The organism is uncultured Ellagibacter sp. (genome assembly GCF_934643285.1).
Lineage (GTDB): Bacteria > Actinomycetota > Coriobacteriia > Coriobacteriales > Eggerthellaceae > Ellagibacter.
The window spans coordinates 19,267-35,458 of sequence record NZ_CAKUBT010000005.1 but is presented as its reverse complement, the minus strand read 5'-3'; the positions used below and the strand labels follow the sequence as shown (position 1 = coordinate 35,458).

Here is a 16,192-nt window from a genome sequence, read left to right as displayed (position 1 = left end):
TTTGGCTTTCGGGGATCTAACCGCGCTTGCGACCGTGGACGAGCGCGTAGTACACGAACGCGGCGACAGAACACAGCGCGCAGATGAGGAACATCGTCGTGTAATCCGTTGCAGCGAGGACGTTACCCCAGGCCACGGGCGCAACGCCACAGCCGAGGTCGCAGAGCAGGAAGAAGGTCGAGATACCCACCGCACTCTTCTGCTGGCCGATGATCTTCACGCAGACCGCCTGGCCGATGCTCATGCAGGTGCCAAAGCCCGGCGCCATGAAGACGCCGACGAGGACGAACATCCCGCCGTTGAAGGCAAACGCGCAGATCACAGACGCAAGCGCGTTGCATGCAATCGAGATGTAGAGGATTGCGTTCTCGCCGTGGCGATCCATCAACTTGCCGGTAATCGGATGCGTGATGAGAAGGAGCACGGAGTACGCAAGGAAGGTGAGCGGGGCGAAGAATTGCAGACCGCGGTCGATGGCGCAGCTGTTGAGGTAGGTGTTGATCGAGGCGTAGCCGCAGGCCACGAGGAACATAAACACCGCGAAGACGGCGGCACGGCGATCGAGGAAGCTGCTGATCTTGAAACTGCCAGGGCGGACCATGGTCCGGCGTCATTGGGGACCTTGACCAGGCGCGTGCACACGATGGCAATTGCGGAGGCGACGGCGCAGGTTGCGAAGACGACATGGTAGTTGAGTCCGCCGGCGATGAACATGCCGGTATATGGTCGAGGGCGAGGCCTCGATCTGGCCGGCCCTGCCCAGCGCTATCTGCTGGGGCGACAGCCCCTGGGGCTCGTCGCGCCTGTCCAGCCTGCGGTAGCGCTTCCGCTGCTTCTTTCCCTGCATCTTTCTTCCTTTCTCTCGGGAGGGCCCTCGGCCCTCGCCTCCGGAAAGGAATTCTCGAACTCATCCGGACGTGTCCGGATGAGTTCGAGAACGAAATTGAAGTGTTCGGATGAACTTGCGAATCAACCCGCCGGCGAAGCCTATGAACAGCAGGTGAAAACGCCGCGGAAAGAGCCTGATGGAACGGGCGAAGTGCTATAGTTAGGGCTTCGGAACAAAGGAGGCGCGGATGGATTTCTTCAGCGTGATAAACGTTGCTTTGCCGGTGGTGTATGTGCTGGTCGGCATCGTTTTGGTGTGGTTTGTCATCGAGCTTGTCATGACGATTCGCAAGACTCGCGAAACGGTGACGAGCGTGCAGAAGCAACTCGAGCCCACGCTCGAGCACGTGGAGAAGATTACGGCATCGCTTGAGCCTGTGTGCGACAAAATCGATCCCCTGGTCGATCGCGTGTCCCTCACGGTCGACGCCGCGAATCTGGAAGTCATGCGCCTCGATCAGATTCTCGAGGACGTGGGGGAAATCACCAGCTCGGCATCGAGTGCCGTGAACGCGGTCGATACGGTGACCAATGCTCCCCTCGAGCTCGTCAACTCCGTCACCAAGAAGGTCCGCCGGAAGTTCACGCCGAAAAAGGCGTCCGACGAGTCTGTTGCCTTAGGGCAGGGCGCGCCTGACGAGCCTAATCCCGTCAGCGACTTCGTCGATGCGACCGCCGATGCCGCAGCTGCCGTAGTTGCGGCTGGCAAAGGCCGAGTCGCCGGCAAGGCGTCTAACGAGGAGACTTCCGCTTCCGCCGCAGCCGCGACCGCCGCGACCCCCGCAGCCAAGCCCGCCGTGCAACCTGAGCCCGCGCCCGTAGTCGAGCCCGCCTCTTCCGACGAGGGCAAGTACTTCACCTATGCCCCGGAAACGGGTGCCACCGCCTCATCTGATGCCGAGAAAACGGCGTCTTCGGAGGAGTAGGCTTTGAGCGACGTGGCGCAGAACAAGCAATCGGATAAGACGGACAAGGCTCGCAGGCGTTTCTTAAACGTTTGGACTATCGTGGGCGCCATCGCGCTCACCTGGGTCGTTGTGCAGCTATTGAACATTCTCTCGGTGCCTGTCGCCATCGTCATCTGGACGACCATCATCGTGTTCGTCCTGCGCGGCACGGTGAACAAGCTCGAGGAAATCGGCATCAACCGAACGGTGGGCACGGCCATCGGCTACGTGATCATGTTCGCGGTGCTGGCGCTTGTAGCGTTCCTTTTGTTCTCGCCTGGCGTCGGCATGAACACACAGTTCGCGAACTTGATCGAGAACGTCCCCGTCTACGTGCAGGGCATCTCCGACTGGGCAAACGACATGTACGCGCGCTACGCCTATATGCTCGAGGACGAGTCCGTCCGCGCATTCGTCACCGACGTGCAGGCCTCCGCCATGGATTGGGCGGGCGACTTCGCGAAGAACAGCGCCTCGGGCGCCATCGCGTTCGGCACGGGGCTTGCCAACGCGCTTATGGCCATCGGCTTCGCGCTTGTGGTCGCCTTCTGGATCCTCATGCAACTGCCTCAGCTCGGGCGCGAATGCAGGCGCCTCGTGGGCGACGCGCACGCCGAGGACCTCGAGATGCTCCACATCACGTTTACGCGCGTGATGGGAGGCTATATCAAAGGTACGCTTCTGCAGTGCGCAATCATAGGCGTGGCCTGCGGAATCCTCTTTGCCGTGCTCGGCATTCCCAACTCGATGGCCTTGGGCGGCATCACGGGCATCTTAAACATCATCCCGATTATCGGCCCCTGGCTGGGCGGCGGTCTCGCTGCGATCGTCGGCATCTTCGTGAGCCCGCTCGTCGCCGTCATCGCCATTCTCGGCACCATCGTGATTCAGCAGTTCGTCTACACGTTCATCTCGCCGAAGATCATGTCCGACTCGGTCGACATCCATCCGGCGCTCACGCTCATCGCCCTCATGGCGGGCTCGGCGCTTGGCGGCGCGATGGGTGGGCTTTCGGGCTCGCTTGTGGGCATGCTGGCCTCTATTCCCGCCGTTGCCGTCGCGAAATCCGTTTTCGTGTATTATTTCGAGAAGCGAACGAGCAGACGCCTCGTCTCGAAGGACGGCGTGTTCTTCTTAGGCACGCCTTCGCCAAGCGAAGACGGCGATGCGCCGAATCCTATCGCCGATGCTACGTCCCCGCACCCCGACGGATCGGCGGAATTCGCGCGCGCCGAGAAGAAACGCGCCGAAAATGCCGAGAACAGGCGCAAGATCAGAGAGCGTCTGCGTGGGAGGGAAGACAAGAAATAGCGGCGCCTCGCGCTGTTGAGAACGTGAAAACGAGCGCTTCTGCAATACCGCAACGCGCTCTTGAGTGATAAGGGAAGAACAACCACCATGAAGTACATGACCACCGCAGAAATCCGCGAGAAGTACCTCGCCTTCTTTGAGGAGAAGGGATGCAAGCGCATGCCGTCCTCCTCCCTCATCCCCGACGATCCGTCGCTGCTTCTGACGAGCGCCGGCATGGTGCAGTTCAAGCCCTACTTCCTCCACCAGAAGGAGCTTGACCCGGCCTACATCGGCACCACGACCGCGCAGAAGTGCGTGCGTACCAACGACATCGACAACATCGGCGACGCGCGCCATCTGTCGTTCTTCGAGATGATGGGCAACTTCAGCTTCGGCAAGTACTTCAAGAACGAGATGTGCGCCTGGGCCTTCGAGTTCTCCACCGAGGTGCTCGGTCTGCCGGCGGAAAAGCTCTACTTCACGGTGTTCGAGGACGACGACGAGACGATCGAAATATGGAAGTCGCTCGGCGTTCCCGAGGACCACATCTCGCGCCTCGGCGAGGACGATAACTTCTGGCGCGCCGGCCCCACCGGCCCCTGCGGTCCCTGCTCCGAGATCTACTTCGACCAGGGTCCCGAAGTCGGCTGCGGCAGCCCCGACTGCAAGCCCGGCTGCGATTGCGACCGCTACCTCGAGTTCTGGAACTGCGTGTTCACCCAGTTCGACGGCCAGGAAGACGGCACGCTCGCACCGCTGCTCACCAAGAACATCGACACCGGCATGGGCCTTGAGCGCATCGCCGCCATCATGCAGGGTGTTACCAACAACTACGACACCGACGTGCTCCGCAGCCTCGTCGGCGTGGGCGAGCGCCTGGCGGGCAAGACCTACAAGCAGGACGCGGCGGTGGACAAGTCGCTGCGCATCATCGCCGACCACAGCCGCTCGGTCACCTTCATGATCGCCGACGGCATCCTTCCCTCCAACGAGGGCCGCGGCTACGTGCTGCGCCGCCTGCTCCGCCGCGCCATCCAGAAGGCGCACATGATTGGCATCGAGGGGCCGTTCTTGAACGACTACGTCGACGAGATCGTGGAGCTCATGGGCTCGGTGTATCCCGAGGTCGTGGAAAACCGCGAGCTCATTCGCCGCGTGATCCTCTCCGAGGAGGAGCGCTTCGGCGCCACGCTGCGCCAGGGCCAGGTCTTTCTCGCGGAAGCGCTCGACAAGCTCGAGGGCGACACGCTTTCGGGCGAGGAAGCGTTCACCCTGCACGACACCTACGGTTTCCCTGTCGAGGTGACCGAGGAGATGTGCGCCGACCGAAACGTGAAGGTCGACATGGAGGGATTCGAGCGCTGCATGGACGAGCAGCGCGAGCGTGCCCGCGCCGCCAACACGAAGGACGCCGAGGCGGCTTGGAGCACCTACGGCGGCATCCACGCCGACGTGCTGAAGGAAGTCGGCGCTACGGAATTCGTGGGCTACGACAAGCTTGAATGCGCGGCGAAGGTGGTCGCCATCATCGCGAACGGCGAGCGCGTCGAAAAGCTTTCCGCAGGTGAAGAAGGCGAAATCGTGCTTGATACGACTACCTTCTACGCCGAGATGGGTGGCGAGGTCGGCGATACCGGCACGCTTCGCGGCGCCAACGCCGAGGCGGACGTGCTCGATACGAAGGCTCCCGAGAAGGGCCTTGTGTGCCACAAGGTGAAGGTCGCGTCCGGCACCATCGCCGTGGGCGACGAGGTCACCGCGGCGGTCGACGGTGCGCGCCGCGCCCGCATCACCCGCAACCACACCGCGACGCATATTCTGCATGCTGCGCTTCGCCGCGTGCTGGGCGATCACGTGAAGCAGGCAGGTTCCTACGTTGGCCCCGACCGCTTGCGCTTCGACTTCACGCACTTCGAGGCTACCACGCCCGAGCAGTTGGCAGAGGTCGAGCGCGTCGCGAACGAGGAAATCATGTCCGCCGTCTCCACCAACATCTACGAGACCTCGCTCGACGCCGCCCGCGAATCCGGCGTGACGGCGCTGTTCGGCGAGAAGTACGGCGACGTTGTGCGCGTCGTCGAGTGCGGCGAGTTCTCCCGCGAGCTGTGCGGCGGCTGCCATGTGGCCAACACCGCCGAGATCGGCCTGGTGAAGATTACCTCCGAGACCGGCGTCGGCGCGAACCTGCGCCGCATCGAGGCGGTGACGAGCTTCGGCGCCCTCGAGTACGTGAACAAAATCGAGACCGAGCTGAAGGAAACCGCTGCTGAACTGCGCGTTCCGCTGTTCGACGTCTCCGAGCGCACGGCTGCCAACGTGAAGACGCTGAAGGAATTCCAGAAGACTCGCAAGGCCGCGAAGACCGCCGTCTCCGACGACGGCGTGAACATGCTTCTTTCGGCTGCCAAGCAGGCGCAGGGCGGCTACCCCGTCATCATCAGCCGCGTGAAGATCGCTCAGCCGGGCGCGATGCGCAACATGTGGGACGTCGTTCGCGCGCGTATGGAAACCCCGGGCGCTGTCGTGCTCATCGCCGACAACGAAGGGAAGGCTACGCTTCTGGCTGCAGGCACCGACGAGGCTGTGGCGGCTGGCTTCAACGCCGGCGAGGTGATCAAGACGATCGCCCCGTGCGTCAAGGGCGGCGGCGGCGGAAAGCCTGCGATGGCCCAGGCAGGCGGCAAGGACGTGTCCGGCATCGACGCTGCGCTCGAGTCGGCCAGGAAGATGCTGCTCTAAGCTGTGCGTATACTTGCTCTCGATATTGGGGAGGTCCGCGTGGGGATCGCCGTGTGCGATCCCGGCGAGCGCGTGGCTTCCCCCGTTTGCGTTCTTCCTGCTCGGGAAGTGACGGACAATGCGAAGCCGTTCAAGCGCGTGCTCGAGGACTGGGAGCCCGAGCTGCTTTTGTGCGGGCTTCCCAAAACGCTTGCAGGTAAGGAAGGTCCGCAGGCGAAGCGTATTCGCAAGGTGGCCGACGCCATCTCCAAAAACTGCGGCATTCCCCACGAATTCGCAGATGAGCGCCTTAGCTCGCGCGAGGCCAAGCGCAGTTTGCGTGAAAAGGGCCTAAGCGAGAAGGACATGCGAGGCAAAGTGGATATGATAGCGGCAAGTCTGTTTCTGCAGGCATGGCTCGACGAACGGGCTGCTCGCAATCTCGAAAGGTAACCGATGGCTCCATTCAAACGCCAAATCACCTATTCTTCGCGTCCGAATCATCGGGCGCGCGTTGCGCATTCCATGGGCGATCGCCAGTTCCGTACCTACGACACGAGCGCGCTGCAACCGAAGCGTTCGAAGGGGCCGATGATTGCCTTCATCGCGGTCATCGTCGTCGTGGCGCTGCTTCTCATCCTCGGCGTGTCCACGCTTGTTCGCGGTTGCACGTCTGGCAACCTCGTTGCCGACGGCCAGCAGGTCACCGTCGAGGTCGCCGACGGCGCGTCGACGTCTTCCATTGCCCAATCGCTGCAGGAGGCGGGACTTGTTTCGTCTGCAAGCGACTTCACGAAGAAGGTGTCCGATCTCGGCCTCGATGGCTCGCTGCAGCCGGGCACGTACACGTTGACGGGCGGCATGTCGCTTGAGGACCTCGCGAAGACGCTTTCCGCAGGCCCTGGCCTATCGGGCCCCTCGGTCACCATCCCCGAGGGCCTCACCTTGGCAAACATCGCCGACCGCGTGAGCTCCGCTACGAACGGCCGCATCTCGGCCGACGACTTCAAGGCGCAGGCATCCAACGCGAGCGTGTACGCGAGCGACTTCCCCTTCTTGAAGGATGCGGGCACGAACTCGCTCGAGGGCTTCCTCTTCCCGAAAACGTATGCGGTGAGCTCAACCGATACGGCAGACTCGCTTATCCGCACCATGCTCTCGCAGTACCAAACCGAGGTGGCGACGCTCGATTATTCGTATCCCACCAGCAAGAACTTCAACGCGTACCAGACGCTCATCCTTGCCTCGATTATCGAGAAGGAAGCGAGCGAGGATGCCGATATCCGCGCGAAGGTTTCGGCGGTCTTCTACAACCGCCTGCTGAACACCGGTGCGCCGACGTACGGCCTTTTGGGCTCGGACGCCACGACTGCCTACGAAATCGGCGGCGACCCCGACAACTATGATTGGTCCACGGACAGCGCCTACAACACGCGCCGCCATGCGGGCCTGCCCCCGACGCCCATCTGTTCTCCGAGCATCGGCAGCCTTCAGGCGGCCTGCAATCCGGCGTCCGATTTCGACGACTACTACTTCTTCTCGTTCTGGCCGAACGACCAGGGTACCATCGATTACTTCTTCGACAAGACCTACGACGAGCACCAGGCGACCATCGCCGCGCACTCATAGGCGCTGTTGCGGCAGTTCGCGCAAAGGAAGTCCATGGCATATTTCAAACCCGATCGATATTTCTCCCGTCTTTCCCAGATCTCTATCGAGAAAGATATCCTTGCATGCGGGTTTGAAAACGTGCTGCTCGACATCGATAACACCTTCGTCCCCCGCGACACGCAGGTGATTCCGCGCGATGCCCGCGTGTGGCTCGGCTGCGCGCGCGAGGCTGGCGTGACGATTTGTTTGCTGTCCAACAACTGGCACAAGGTGGTGTACGACTTCGCGGACGAGGTGGGGCTCCCCATCGTTGCCAAGGCGATGAAGCCGTGCCCTCCCGCGTATTTCACCGCGATGCGCAAAATCGGGGCGAAGCGCAAGAACACGGTCGCAATCGGCGATCAGCTTATGACCGACGTGCTCGGTGCCCATACGGTGGGAATCAAGGCGTACCTTATCCAGCCGCTCGTCGAGCAGGACCTGCCCCATACGCTGTTCCTGCGCCACTTCGAGCGTGTGCTGATGGGCGACGCCCAGCCAGAGGCCCCCGTTGCATGCGAGCGGGGAGAAGAGGTGCGCATCTAACCATGGAAAACGACGTTCGCAACACTCCGCAGAAGCTCTACGTGCTCGGGCATCCGGTGGCTCACTCGAAGTCGCCCGTGATGTACAACGCGGTTTACGGGAAGCTCGGTTTCCCGTGGGAATATGGCCTGATGGATTGCGCGACGCCGGTAGAGGCTAAGGCGTTTCTCGCAGCGCGCGACTTCCTTTCCGTAAACATCACGACGCCGTACAAGCCCGAGGCGCTTGCGGGTGCCACGGCGCGGGCGGCATCGGCGAAGCTTGCGCACGGTGCGAACATCCTCGTGAAGAAGGGCGACGCGCTCATCGCCTTCAACACCGACGGTCGAGGCTGCGTGGGGTATCTCGAGCGCACGGGCTTCTCCTTCGATGGCGCGAAGGTTGCCATATGCGGCACGGGGCCCACGGCGCTCGCCATCCTTCATGCTGCGGCAATCGCGGGCGCTTCCGAGGTGCTTTTGCTCTCGCGCGACAAGGAGCGTGCTCGCGAGGTGCTCGACCGGTATGTGGATGAGTTCGGCACGCTCGCTCATGCGACGGTCGACCTGCAGGCCGCCGTCGACGGGCACCGAAGCTTCCTCACCGCCTACGACGAGACCGCGTTCAAGTTCGGCAGCTACACCACGTCGACCCAGGCCATCGCCGCAGCCGACCTTATCATCAATGCGACGCCGCTCGGGATGCGCGAGGGTGATCCGGCGCCGTTCGACATCTCGCTTTTCCGCGAGGGCCAGCGCGCCTTCGACGTCGTCTACGCGCATGGGGAGACTGCCTTTGCGGCGGGTGCCAAGGCTGCAGGGTGCACGTTCGCGGATGGCGGTGGAATGCTCGTTGCGCAGGCGGTCGCCACCGTGCAGGCCGTGTGCGACGTGTCGGGCATCGATTGCGAGCTCTCGTTCGACGAGCTGTTCGAGATTATGGCGAACGCTGCCGGTTTCAACGTATAGAAGAATAATTCTGGGGACTGGATGTTAGGAGAAGAAATGCCACAGCACTATCGAGGGCCCAGCCCCCAGGGAAAGACGCCGCGTGCGTCGAAGTCGACAAGCGGCGCGAGCCAGGCAAACGGAGCGCGCGGGACGAGCGCGGCGCATAGCGAAGGTCGGGTGCGCAGCGCGAAGGCGGTGCACGGCGGCCCCCGAGCGAACGGCGGATCGGCGGCGCACGGCGGGTCCCAAAGCTTCCCGCAAGGGGCGTACGCCGCAGTTAAACCTGCTGGCGCACAGCGCAGCAACCCCTCGTCCACCTCGCAATACTCACGTTCGAACCCTAATTACCAAAAGAAGAATCGAAAAGGCTCGCGCGGGAAGAAAATCGCGATTGCGGTCGTTCTCGCCGTGCTCGTGGTGTTCGTTGGGGCGGGTACGGCGGCCGCCCTGTGGGTGAACAGCGTGAACGATACGCTCACCAAAGGGCAGAAAAGCGCGACCGAGCTCGACGAGATCAACGACGCGCTCGTCAAGACGACGAGCTTCGACGAGCCCTTCTACATGATGCTCATCGGCTCGGATGCCCGTGTGGACGACGAGTCCATGGGCGCTCGCTCCGACACGAACATCGTCGTGCGCGTGGACCCGACGACCAACTCCGCGACACTCGTCTCGATTCCCCGCGACACGATGATCAACATCGACGGTTACGGCTACTGCAAATTCAATGCCGCGTATTCCTACGGCGGCGCCGCGCTTGCCATCAAGGAGGCGAGCGAGCTTCTTGGCGTGAACATCTCGCATTACGCCGAAGTCGATTTCGACAGCCTGATTGGCCTTGTCGACACGGTGGGCGGGGTCGATGTGACGGTTGACCAGCGCATCAACGATCCCGATGCCGACGGGTCGGTCATCGGCCAGAAGAAGATCATCATCGAGGCCGGCGAGCAGCATATGGATGGAGAGACCGCTCTCGTGTTCGCGCGCAGCCGTGCCTACGCTGACGGAGACTTCACGCGCACGGCGAACCAGCGCAAGCTCATCGCAGCGCTTGCGGAAAAGATTCTCTCGATGCCGCTGGCGAAGCTTCCGGGCATCGTACAGACGGCTGCGGGCAGCATCACTACTGACCTGTCCGTCACCGACCTGTACAGCCTGGCCACGCAGTTTCAAGATGGTGGTGAGCTTTCGATGACGTCGTGCATGGTTCCGTCAATCACCGGCATGTACAAGAGCGCATCGTATGTGTTCTGCGACGAAAACGCCCTTGCGACGATGATGCAGACCATCGAGGCGGGCGGCGACGCGAGCGAGATCACGGGATCGACGAGCAAGCTCGCCCAGCAGCTTGGCGTGAAATAGAAGCGGGCTGCTCGCGCAGAGGGCGAACCTGCGGCGAACAGTGCGCCGGCGCGAAGCCTCGTTGGGTACGCTCGCGCTGGATTGCGCATGCGAAAGGCCGCTCGCGCTCCCCATGTTGGAATCATCCTGAGCATATACGCCTGAACAGGGCGCTCGTGTTCTCATGCGCTACAATGTGCCAGAAACTATACGAACTTGATAGGAAAGCGACTCTCTATGCGATACGTCTTTGCCGGGGAAAGCCACGGCCCATGTCTTACCGCCATTGTCGAGGACGTGCCTGCGGGCTTGCGGGTCTCCGAATCTCAGATCAACTCCGATCTGGCTCGTCGCCAATCGGGCTACGGGCGCGGCGGCAGGCAGTCCATCGAGCGCGACACCGTGCAGGTCACGTCGGGTATTCGTTTTGGGAAAACCATCGGCTCGCCGGTGACGCTCGCAGTCCGCAATCGCGATTGGGAGAACTGGACGGACCGCATGGCCGTGTTCGGTGAGGAGCCTGAGGGGCTGGTTCGCGAGGTGACGCCGCGGCCGGGGCATGCCGATCTGGTGGGTGCCCTAAAGACGAACACCGACGATTGCCGCAACATTCTCGAGCGCTCGAGCGCCCGCTCGACTGCCGCTCGCGTGGCGGCAGCTGGCATTGCGCGCGAATTTCTGGCTGACCTGGGCGTCGAGGTGTTTTCCTACGTGAATCGCATCGGCGAAGCCGAGTTCCGCGAGGATAATCCCTTCGTCAACTGCGTGAACTACACGCCGCTCGACATCGAAACGAGCGAGGTCCGCTGTCCGAACGCGCAGGCGACCCGCGCGATGATTGCGGAAATCGAGCGCGCGAAGGCCGAGCGCGACACGATCGGCGGCACGTTCCGCGTCGTGGCGACGGGGCTTGTTCCCGGGCTTGGCGGCTATGCGACGGCGGACGATCGCCTGACGGCGCGCTTGGGCCAGGCGCTCTTTTCCATCCAGGCGATGAAGGGCGTCGAGTTCGGGATGGGATTCGAGGTCGCTCGTCGCTTGGGGAGCGAGGTGCACGACCCCATCGTGCTCGACCGTGAGCGCGATTGCTTCACGCGCGCGTCGAACAACGCGGGCGGCCTCGAGGGCGGCATGACGACGGGGCTGCCGCTTGTGGCGACCGTCGCGATGAAGCCCATTCCCACGCTCATGCGCCCGCTCGCCACGGTGAACATGGACACGCTGGAGGTTGCAGACGCATCCAAGGAGCGCTCCGACGTGTGCGCCGTGCCCGCCGCCGCTGTGGTTGCGGAAGGCGAGGTGGCGTTTGTGCTGGCCAACGCGTACCAGGAGATGTTCGGCGGCTCCTGCATGGCGGATATCAAGGCGAACCTCAAGTCGTACAAGGCACGCCTGAGGACGATGTCCCGATGACGGCGGAACCCATGCAACTCGCCCGCCCCGTGTTCTTCGTGGGCTTCATGGGCGCGGGGAAAACGAGCGTCGCGCGCCGCCTTGCGCGCACCTGCGGCATCTCGTCGGTCGATATGGACACCTACCTCGAGCGCCGCGAGGGCAAGCGCGTGAAGGAAATCTTCGCGGAAGGCGGCGAGGATGCTTTCCGTGCCATCGAGACCGATGTCCTGCGCGAGCTTGCCTCGAAGGAGGAGCCGCTCGTCATCTCGTGCGGGGGCGGTATCGTCCTGCGCGAGGAAAACCGCGAGATTCTTGCCGAATCGGGGTTCGTCGTGCACCTTCAGGTGACGGTGGACGAGGCCGCGAGCCGCATCTCCGACAAGTCGAGTCGTCCGTTGTTCCAGGATATCGACGCTGCGCGCAAACGCTGCCTGGAACGGGCGCCGCTGTATTCGGGCGTGGCTGACGTGGAAATCGACACGGCGGGCAAGAGCGTCCCGCGAATCGCACGCGAGGTTCAGCGTGCACTCGAGAAAGAAGGCGTATTGTGCCAGCGACGAAAGTGATTGTGAACATCCCCGGTGAGCAGCCCTACGATGTGCGCATCGGCGCCGATGTGCTCGACGGGCTGGGGAACTACCTGCGCCGCGTCGACGCCACGGCGAACGCGCCGCGCATCCTGGTTCTATCCGACACTAACGTGGCCCCGCTGTATCTCGAGGAGGCGAAGGCGTCGCTTCGTGCTGCGGATTACCGCGTGAGCGAAATCGTCGTCCCCGCAGGAGAGAAAACGAAGTCTGTCGAGGTCGCAGGTGAGATTTGGGAAGCGATGGCGGGCTTGAAGCTCGGTCGCGACTGCGCGGTCGTGGCGCTCGGCGGCGGGGTGGTGGGCGATCTTGCCGGGTTCACCGCATCCACCTTCATGCGCGGTATCACCGTGGTGCAGGCGCCGACGTCGCTGCTCGCCATGGTCGACTCCTCGGTCGGCGGCAAAACGGGCGTGAACCTTTCCGCAGGCAAGAACCTCGTAGGCACCTTCACGCAGCCAGCCTACGTGTGCGCTTCGACCAAGGTGCTCTCCACGTTGTCCTCTCGCGAATGGGCATGCGGCTGCGGGGAAATCGCGAAGTCGTCGGTGATCGATTCCGACGAGTTCTTCTTCTGGCTGAGCGACAACGCCTCCGCGCTCGCGTCGCGCGACCACGATGTGACCGCCGAGGCCATCGCGCGCTCCGTCGTGTTCAAAGCCGACGTCGTCGCGCAGGACAAGACGGAAAGCCGCGGCGTGCGCGAGTGCCTGAACTATGGGCACACGCTGGGGCATGCGGTAGAGTCGCTTGCTGGCTACGGCACGTATTCCCATGGCGCGGCAGTTGCGGAAGGCATGCGCTTTGCGGCACGTTTGGGCGCGGCGATTGCGGGCACCTCGCTCGATGTGGTGCGCGCGCAGGACAATCTCCTCGATGAGCTGGGGCTTCCCGCGCTTTCCTGGTCGGTGGCACCCGAGGACATGCTTGCCGTGATGAAGCGCGATAAGAAGGTGCGCGGCGGTGTGGTGAAGTTTGTGCTGCCGGTTGACATTGGGCAATGGGAGTTGAGGGAAGTGGAAGACGCCGTGATCCTCGAACATCTCGCTGCTTGGGCGCGAAGCAAGTAGATTGGGCGGTTGACCTGCGGGTCCGCGGAGAGCACGCGGCGACGCTCAGTCGCTCAGACAGTCCTCGCTGCGCTGCGGAACTCGCTTTGTGAGCGCCGCCGCGCGCTCTCCGCTTGCTAGGGGTCGAGGGACCAAAGGCAGCCTGGGCGACGCTCGGGCGCTCAGATGGTCCTCGCAACGCTTGAGGAACTCGCTTTGTGAGCGCCGCCGTGCGCCTTCCGCTTGTTTGGTTGCAGGCTGTCGATTTGCTCTTGGCTCGAGAAGTTGATTGCGGTTCCTTCGCAAAGCGAGTTCCGCACGAGCCAAACAGCCCAATGGGCTGTTTGCGCGAGCAGGACTGCCGAGCGACTGAAGGGGCCGCAATCAACTTTCAGCGTGAGGGACGGGGTTGAAGGCGCGGAGTCGTCTTTCATTTCGGGATAAGGACAAAAGGAAGCAGAGCATGAAGATTCTTCTGGTGAATGGGCCGAACTTGGATATGCTAGGTGTTCGCGAGCCTGCGGTATATGGCAGCAATACGCTTGCTGACCTCGAAAAACTTGTGGTCGATTACGGTGCTTCCAAGGGTGTTTCCGTAGAGTGCTATCAATCGAACCACGAGGGCTGCCTCATCGACAAGATCCACGAGGCGCATACGGCCTGCGACGGTATCGTCTACAATCCCGGCGCGCACACGCACTATTCCTACGCGCTGCGCGACGCGGTGGGCGGCATCGACACGCCGTGCGTCGAGGTGCATATCTCCAATGTGGATGCGCGCGAGGCGTTCCGTCATATTTCGGTCATCGCGCCGGCGTGCGTGGCGCAGGTGAAGGGGCGCGGCTTCAAGGGTTATTGCGACGCCATCGACATCCTGCTCGAGGGTCCTCGCGAACGGCTTGGGGAAGGGTTCGAAGAGCGTTACCCTGCGGGCGAGGTTATCGCTGCGCCGTTAAAATAAGGAACGAACGATAAAGGGCGCCTTCGCGGGCGTCCCTTTCCATTGGAGGCTTTGCACTATGGAAAACATAAGCTTGAACAGGATAAACAAGCTTCGTGAGGCATGTGCTTATGCGGAGATCGACGCGTTTTTCGTGCGCGAGACGTCGAATGTCCATTGGCTTTCGGCCTTCGATGGCGTGTTCGACGAGGAGGATGCTCACGCGATGCTCGTCACGCCCGACGGTGCGACGTTGCATACCGATTCGCGCTATTCCGAGGCTTGCAAGAAGGTGGCGAGCATTCATGGCAGCGTCGTGGAAGTGAACGATGAGCGCATCTCGCATGCGAAGTTCGCAGCGGCCGCGCTCGGCGGTGTGTGCGAACCCGCGGGGGGCAAATCGTACTCGCTCGGCGTCGAGGACTCGATTGCGCTTTCGGGCTTCCGTTCGCTTGAGCGCGCTTTTGCCGAATCGCTTCCCAATGTGCAGTTGCACGAGACGTCGAACTTCATCGTGGGCCTTCGCGGCGTGAAGGATGCGGACGAGATTGCTCGCATGAAGGCGGCGCAAGCCATCACTGACGCGGCGTTTTCCCATATCATCACCTTTATGAAGCCTGGCATGACCGAACGCGAGGTGCAGATCGAGCTAGAAGAATTCATGGTTCGCCATGGAGCCGAGGGTTTGGCGTTCCCCTCGATCGTTGCGTGCGGTGCGAACGGTGCAAGTCCCCATTCTGTCCCAGGCGCTACGAAGCTCGAAGCGGGGCAGTGCGTCGTTATGGACTTCGGCGCGCGGGCGCAGGGGTATTGCTCCGACATGACGCGCACGGTGTTCCTCGGCGAGCCGTCAGAGCGCCTTCGCGCGGGATATGCTGCTATTCGCGATGCGAACGAGCAGGTGGAGGCCGTGCTTCGTCCAGGGATGACGGGCAAGGAAGCGCACGAGCTGGCCGAGCACGTGCTTGCCGAGCACGGCTTCGCGGGCAAGATGGGCCACAGCTTGGGGCATGGCGTCGGGGTCGACATCCACGAGGAGCCGCTGCTTTCGCCTCGTAACGGCGCGCCGCTCGCGCCCGGCAACGTCGTCACGGTGGAGCCTGGCGTGTACCTGGCGGACGACTTCGGCATGCGCCTGGAAGATTTCGGCGTGATCACCGAAAACGGCTACGAGGTGTTCACCCAATCAACGCACGAGATGATTGTGCTGTAAGGCTGATTCTGCCGCGCGTCTTTGGCACACGCGCCGTTGCCGCAGCCGCCACATAACAAGAAAGCCCGACAGCGTTCAAGCTGCCGGGCTTTCCGGAAAATACGTTCGCTTGCTTTGAGCTACATGCGCTTGATGAAGCGGCCGTCGCGGGTGTCCACCTGCAGGACGTCGCCGATGTTCACGAACATCGGGACCTGGATGGTGGCGCCGGTCTCGAGCGTTGCGGGCTTGGTGGAACCCTGCACCGTGTCGCCCTTGAAGCCAGGCTCGGTCTCGGTCACTTCGAGCTCGACGAACATCTGCGGCTCGATGGAGATGAGCTCCTCGCCAGCGTACAGCAGGCTGACCTCGTCGTTTTCCTTGAGCCACTTGGCCTGATCGCCCACGGTCTCCGCGGAGATGGGCATCTGCTCGAAGGTGACGGGGTCCATGAAGTTGAAGTCGGCGCCGTCGTTGTAGAGGTACTGCATCTTCTTGGTCTCCAGGCGCACGGAGTCGAACTTCGTGCCGGAGTTGAAGGTGTAGTCGACCACGCGGCCGGTCTTGATGTCGCGAAGCTTGGTGCGCACGAACGCGCCGCCCTTGCCCGGCTTCACGTGCTGGAATTCAGCGATCGTCCAAAGCTTGTTGTTGTACTCGATGCACATGCCGTTCTTGAAATCGGCGGTAGAGATTGCCATCTTTGCCAGTTCCTCC

At 62.5% G+C, this 16,192-nt stretch carries 15 protein-coding genes; 13 read left to right on the top strand and 2 right to left on the bottom strand.

The genetic code is table 11. The annotated features are described in order from the left end of the window. Positions 1 to 16: 16 nt before the first annotated feature. Entirely contained in the window at positions 17 to 601 is a 585-nt protein-coding gene (locus tag Q0I65_RS04260; protein ID WP_296060278.1) for an MFS transporter, read from the bottom strand. A gap of 475 nt (positions 602 to 1,076) precedes the next feature. On the opposite strand from Q0I65_RS04260, the gene Q0I65_RS04255 reads away from it, so the two are divergent. The 13 genes from Q0I65_RS04255 (at position 1,077) to Q0I65_RS04195 (ending at position 15,496) form a co-directional block, all read left to right on the top strand. Further along, on the top strand, positions 1,077 to 1,814 hold the full coding sequence (locus tag Q0I65_RS04255) for a DUF948 domain-containing protein (protein ID WP_296060276.1): 738 nt from the start codon (positions 1,077 to 1,079) through the stop codon (positions 1,812 to 1,814). 12 nt (positions 1,815 to 1,826) lie between these two features. Beyond that, positions 1,827 to 3,146: an AI-2E family transporter gene (locus tag Q0I65_RS04250; protein ID WP_296060415.1), complete on the top strand. Its 1,320-nt coding sequence runs from the start codon at positions 1,827 to 1,829 to the stop codon at positions 3,144 to 3,146. A gap of 87 nt (positions 3,147 to 3,233) precedes the next feature. Beyond that, the gene (gene alaS, locus Q0I65_RS04245; RefSeq protein WP_296060273.1) at positions 3,234 to 5,867 is read left to right on the top strand and encodes an alanine--tRNA ligase; all 2,634 of its coding nucleotides are present in this window, start codon (positions 3,234 to 3,236) and stop codon (positions 5,865 to 5,867) included. Between the two features lie 3 nt (positions 5,868 to 5,870). After that, complete coding sequence (gene ruvX, locus Q0I65_RS04240; RefSeq protein WP_296060271.1) at positions 5,871 to 6,299, top strand: Holliday junction resolvase RuvX; 429 nt, start codon at positions 5,871 to 5,873, stop codon at positions 6,297 to 6,299. A gap of 3 nt (positions 6,300 to 6,302) precedes the next feature. Next, positions 6,303 to 7,475: an endolytic transglycosylase MltG gene (mltG, locus tag Q0I65_RS04235; RefSeq protein ID WP_296060269.1), complete on the top strand. Its 1,173-nt coding sequence runs from the start codon at positions 6,303 to 6,305 to the stop codon at positions 7,473 to 7,475. Between the two features lie 33 nt (positions 7,476 to 7,508). Continuing rightward, positions 7,509 to 8,042 carry a YqeG family HAD IIIA-type phosphatase gene (locus tag Q0I65_RS04230; RefSeq protein WP_296060266.1) on the top strand — a complete coding sequence of 178 codons (534 nt, stop codon included), beginning with the start codon at positions 7,509 to 7,511 and terminating at the stop codon, positions 8,040 to 8,042. Between the two features lie 2 nt (positions 8,043 to 8,044). After that, positions 8,045 to 8,989, top strand: a complete 945-nt coding sequence (locus Q0I65_RS04225; protein ID WP_296060263.1) for a shikimate dehydrogenase — start codon at positions 8,045 to 8,047, stop codon at positions 8,987 to 8,989. Positions 8,990 to 9,025: 36 nt separating this feature from the next. Then, on the top strand, positions 9,026 to 10,333 hold the full coding sequence (locus Q0I65_RS04220) for an LCP family protein (protein WP_296060261.1): 1,308 nt from the start codon (positions 9,026 to 9,028) through the stop codon (positions 10,331 to 10,333). Positions 10,334 to 10,549: 216 nt separating this feature from the next. Further along, on the top strand, positions 10,550 to 11,725 hold the full coding sequence (gene aroC / locus Q0I65_RS04215; protein ID WP_296060258.1) for a chorismate synthase: 1,176 nt from the start codon (positions 10,550 to 10,552) through the stop codon (positions 11,723 to 11,725). Beyond that, entirely contained in the window at positions 11,722 to 12,273 is a 552-nt protein-coding gene (locus Q0I65_RS04210; RefSeq protein WP_296060255.1) for a shikimate kinase, read from the top strand. Before aroC ends, Q0I65_RS04210 begins: the two co-directional genes overlap by 4 nt. Further along, positions 12,255 to 13,364: a 3-dehydroquinate synthase gene (aroB, locus tag Q0I65_RS04205; protein ID WP_296060252.1), complete on the top strand. Its 1,110-nt coding sequence runs from the start codon at positions 12,255 to 12,257 to the stop codon at positions 13,362 to 13,364. Before Q0I65_RS04210 ends, aroB begins: the two co-directional genes overlap by 19 nt. A gap of 442 nt (positions 13,365 to 13,806) precedes the next feature. Continuing rightward, complete coding sequence (aroQ, locus tag Q0I65_RS04200; protein ID WP_296060249.1) at positions 13,807 to 14,304, top strand: type II 3-dehydroquinate dehydratase; 498 nt, start codon at positions 13,807 to 13,809, stop codon at positions 14,302 to 14,304. Positions 14,305 to 14,362: 58 nt separating this feature from the next. Next, the gene (locus tag Q0I65_RS04195; protein WP_296060246.1) at positions 14,363 to 15,496 is read left to right on the top strand and encodes a Xaa-Pro peptidase family protein; all 1,134 of its coding nucleotides are present in this window, start codon (positions 14,363 to 14,365) and stop codon (positions 15,494 to 15,496) included. Positions 15,497 to 15,615: 119 nt separating this feature from the next. Here Q0I65_RS04195 and efp read toward each other — a convergent pair whose 3' ends face one another. Next, positions 15,616 to 16,176 (bottom strand): elongation factor P, encoded by a 561-nt coding sequence (gene efp / locus Q0I65_RS04190; protein ID WP_158050224.1) that lies wholly within the window; start codon positions 16,174 to 16,176, stop codon positions 15,616 to 15,618. Between the last annotated feature and the right edge of the window lie 16 nt (positions 16,177 to 16,192).

What these genes read in the sequence shown, in the direction of transcription:
- Q0I65_RS04260 (WP_296060278.1), bottom strand. Translation starts at nt 601, where the DNA reads ATGGTCCGCCCTGGCAGTTTCAAGATCAGCAGCTTCCTCGATCGCCGT.
- Q0I65_RS04255 (WP_296060276.1), top strand. Translation starts at nt 1,077, where the DNA reads ATGGATTTCTTCAGCGTGATAAACGTTGCTTTGCCGGTGGTGTATGTG.
- alaS (WP_296060273.1), top strand. Translation starts at nt 3,234, where the DNA reads ATGAAGTACATGACCACCGCAGAAATCCGCGAGAAGTACCTCGCCTTC.
- mltG (WP_296060269.1), top strand. Translation starts at nt 6,303, where the DNA reads ATGGCTCCATTCAAACGCCAAATCACCTATTCTTCGCGTCCGAATCAT.
- Q0I65_RS04230 (WP_296060266.1), top strand. Translation starts at nt 7,509, where the DNA reads ATGGCATATTTCAAACCCGATCGATATTTCTCCCGTCTTTCCCAGATC.
- Q0I65_RS04225 (WP_296060263.1), top strand. Translation starts at nt 8,045, where the DNA reads ATGGAAAACGACGTTCGCAACACTCCGCAGAAGCTCTACGTGCTCGGG.
- Q0I65_RS04220 (WP_296060261.1), top strand. Translation starts at nt 9,026, where the DNA reads ATGCCACAGCACTATCGAGGGCCCAGCCCCCAGGGAAAGACGCCGCGT.
- aroC (WP_296060258.1), top strand. Translation starts at nt 10,550, where the DNA reads ATGCGATACGTCTTTGCCGGGGAAAGCCACGGCCCATGTCTTACCGCC.
- Q0I65_RS04210 (WP_296060255.1), top strand. Translation starts at nt 11,722, where the DNA reads ATGACGGCGGAACCCATGCAACTCGCCCGCCCCGTGTTCTTCGTGGGC.
- aroQ (WP_296060249.1), top strand. Translation starts at nt 13,807, where the DNA reads ATGAAGATTCTTCTGGTGAATGGGCCGAACTTGGATATGCTAGGTGTT.
- Q0I65_RS04195 (WP_296060246.1), top strand. Translation starts at nt 14,363, where the DNA reads ATGGAAAACATAAGCTTGAACAGGATAAACAAGCTTCGTGAGGCATGT.
- efp (WP_158050224.1), bottom strand. Translation starts at nt 16,176, where the DNA reads ATGGCAATCTCTACCGCCGATTTCAAGAACGGCATGTGCATCGAGTAC.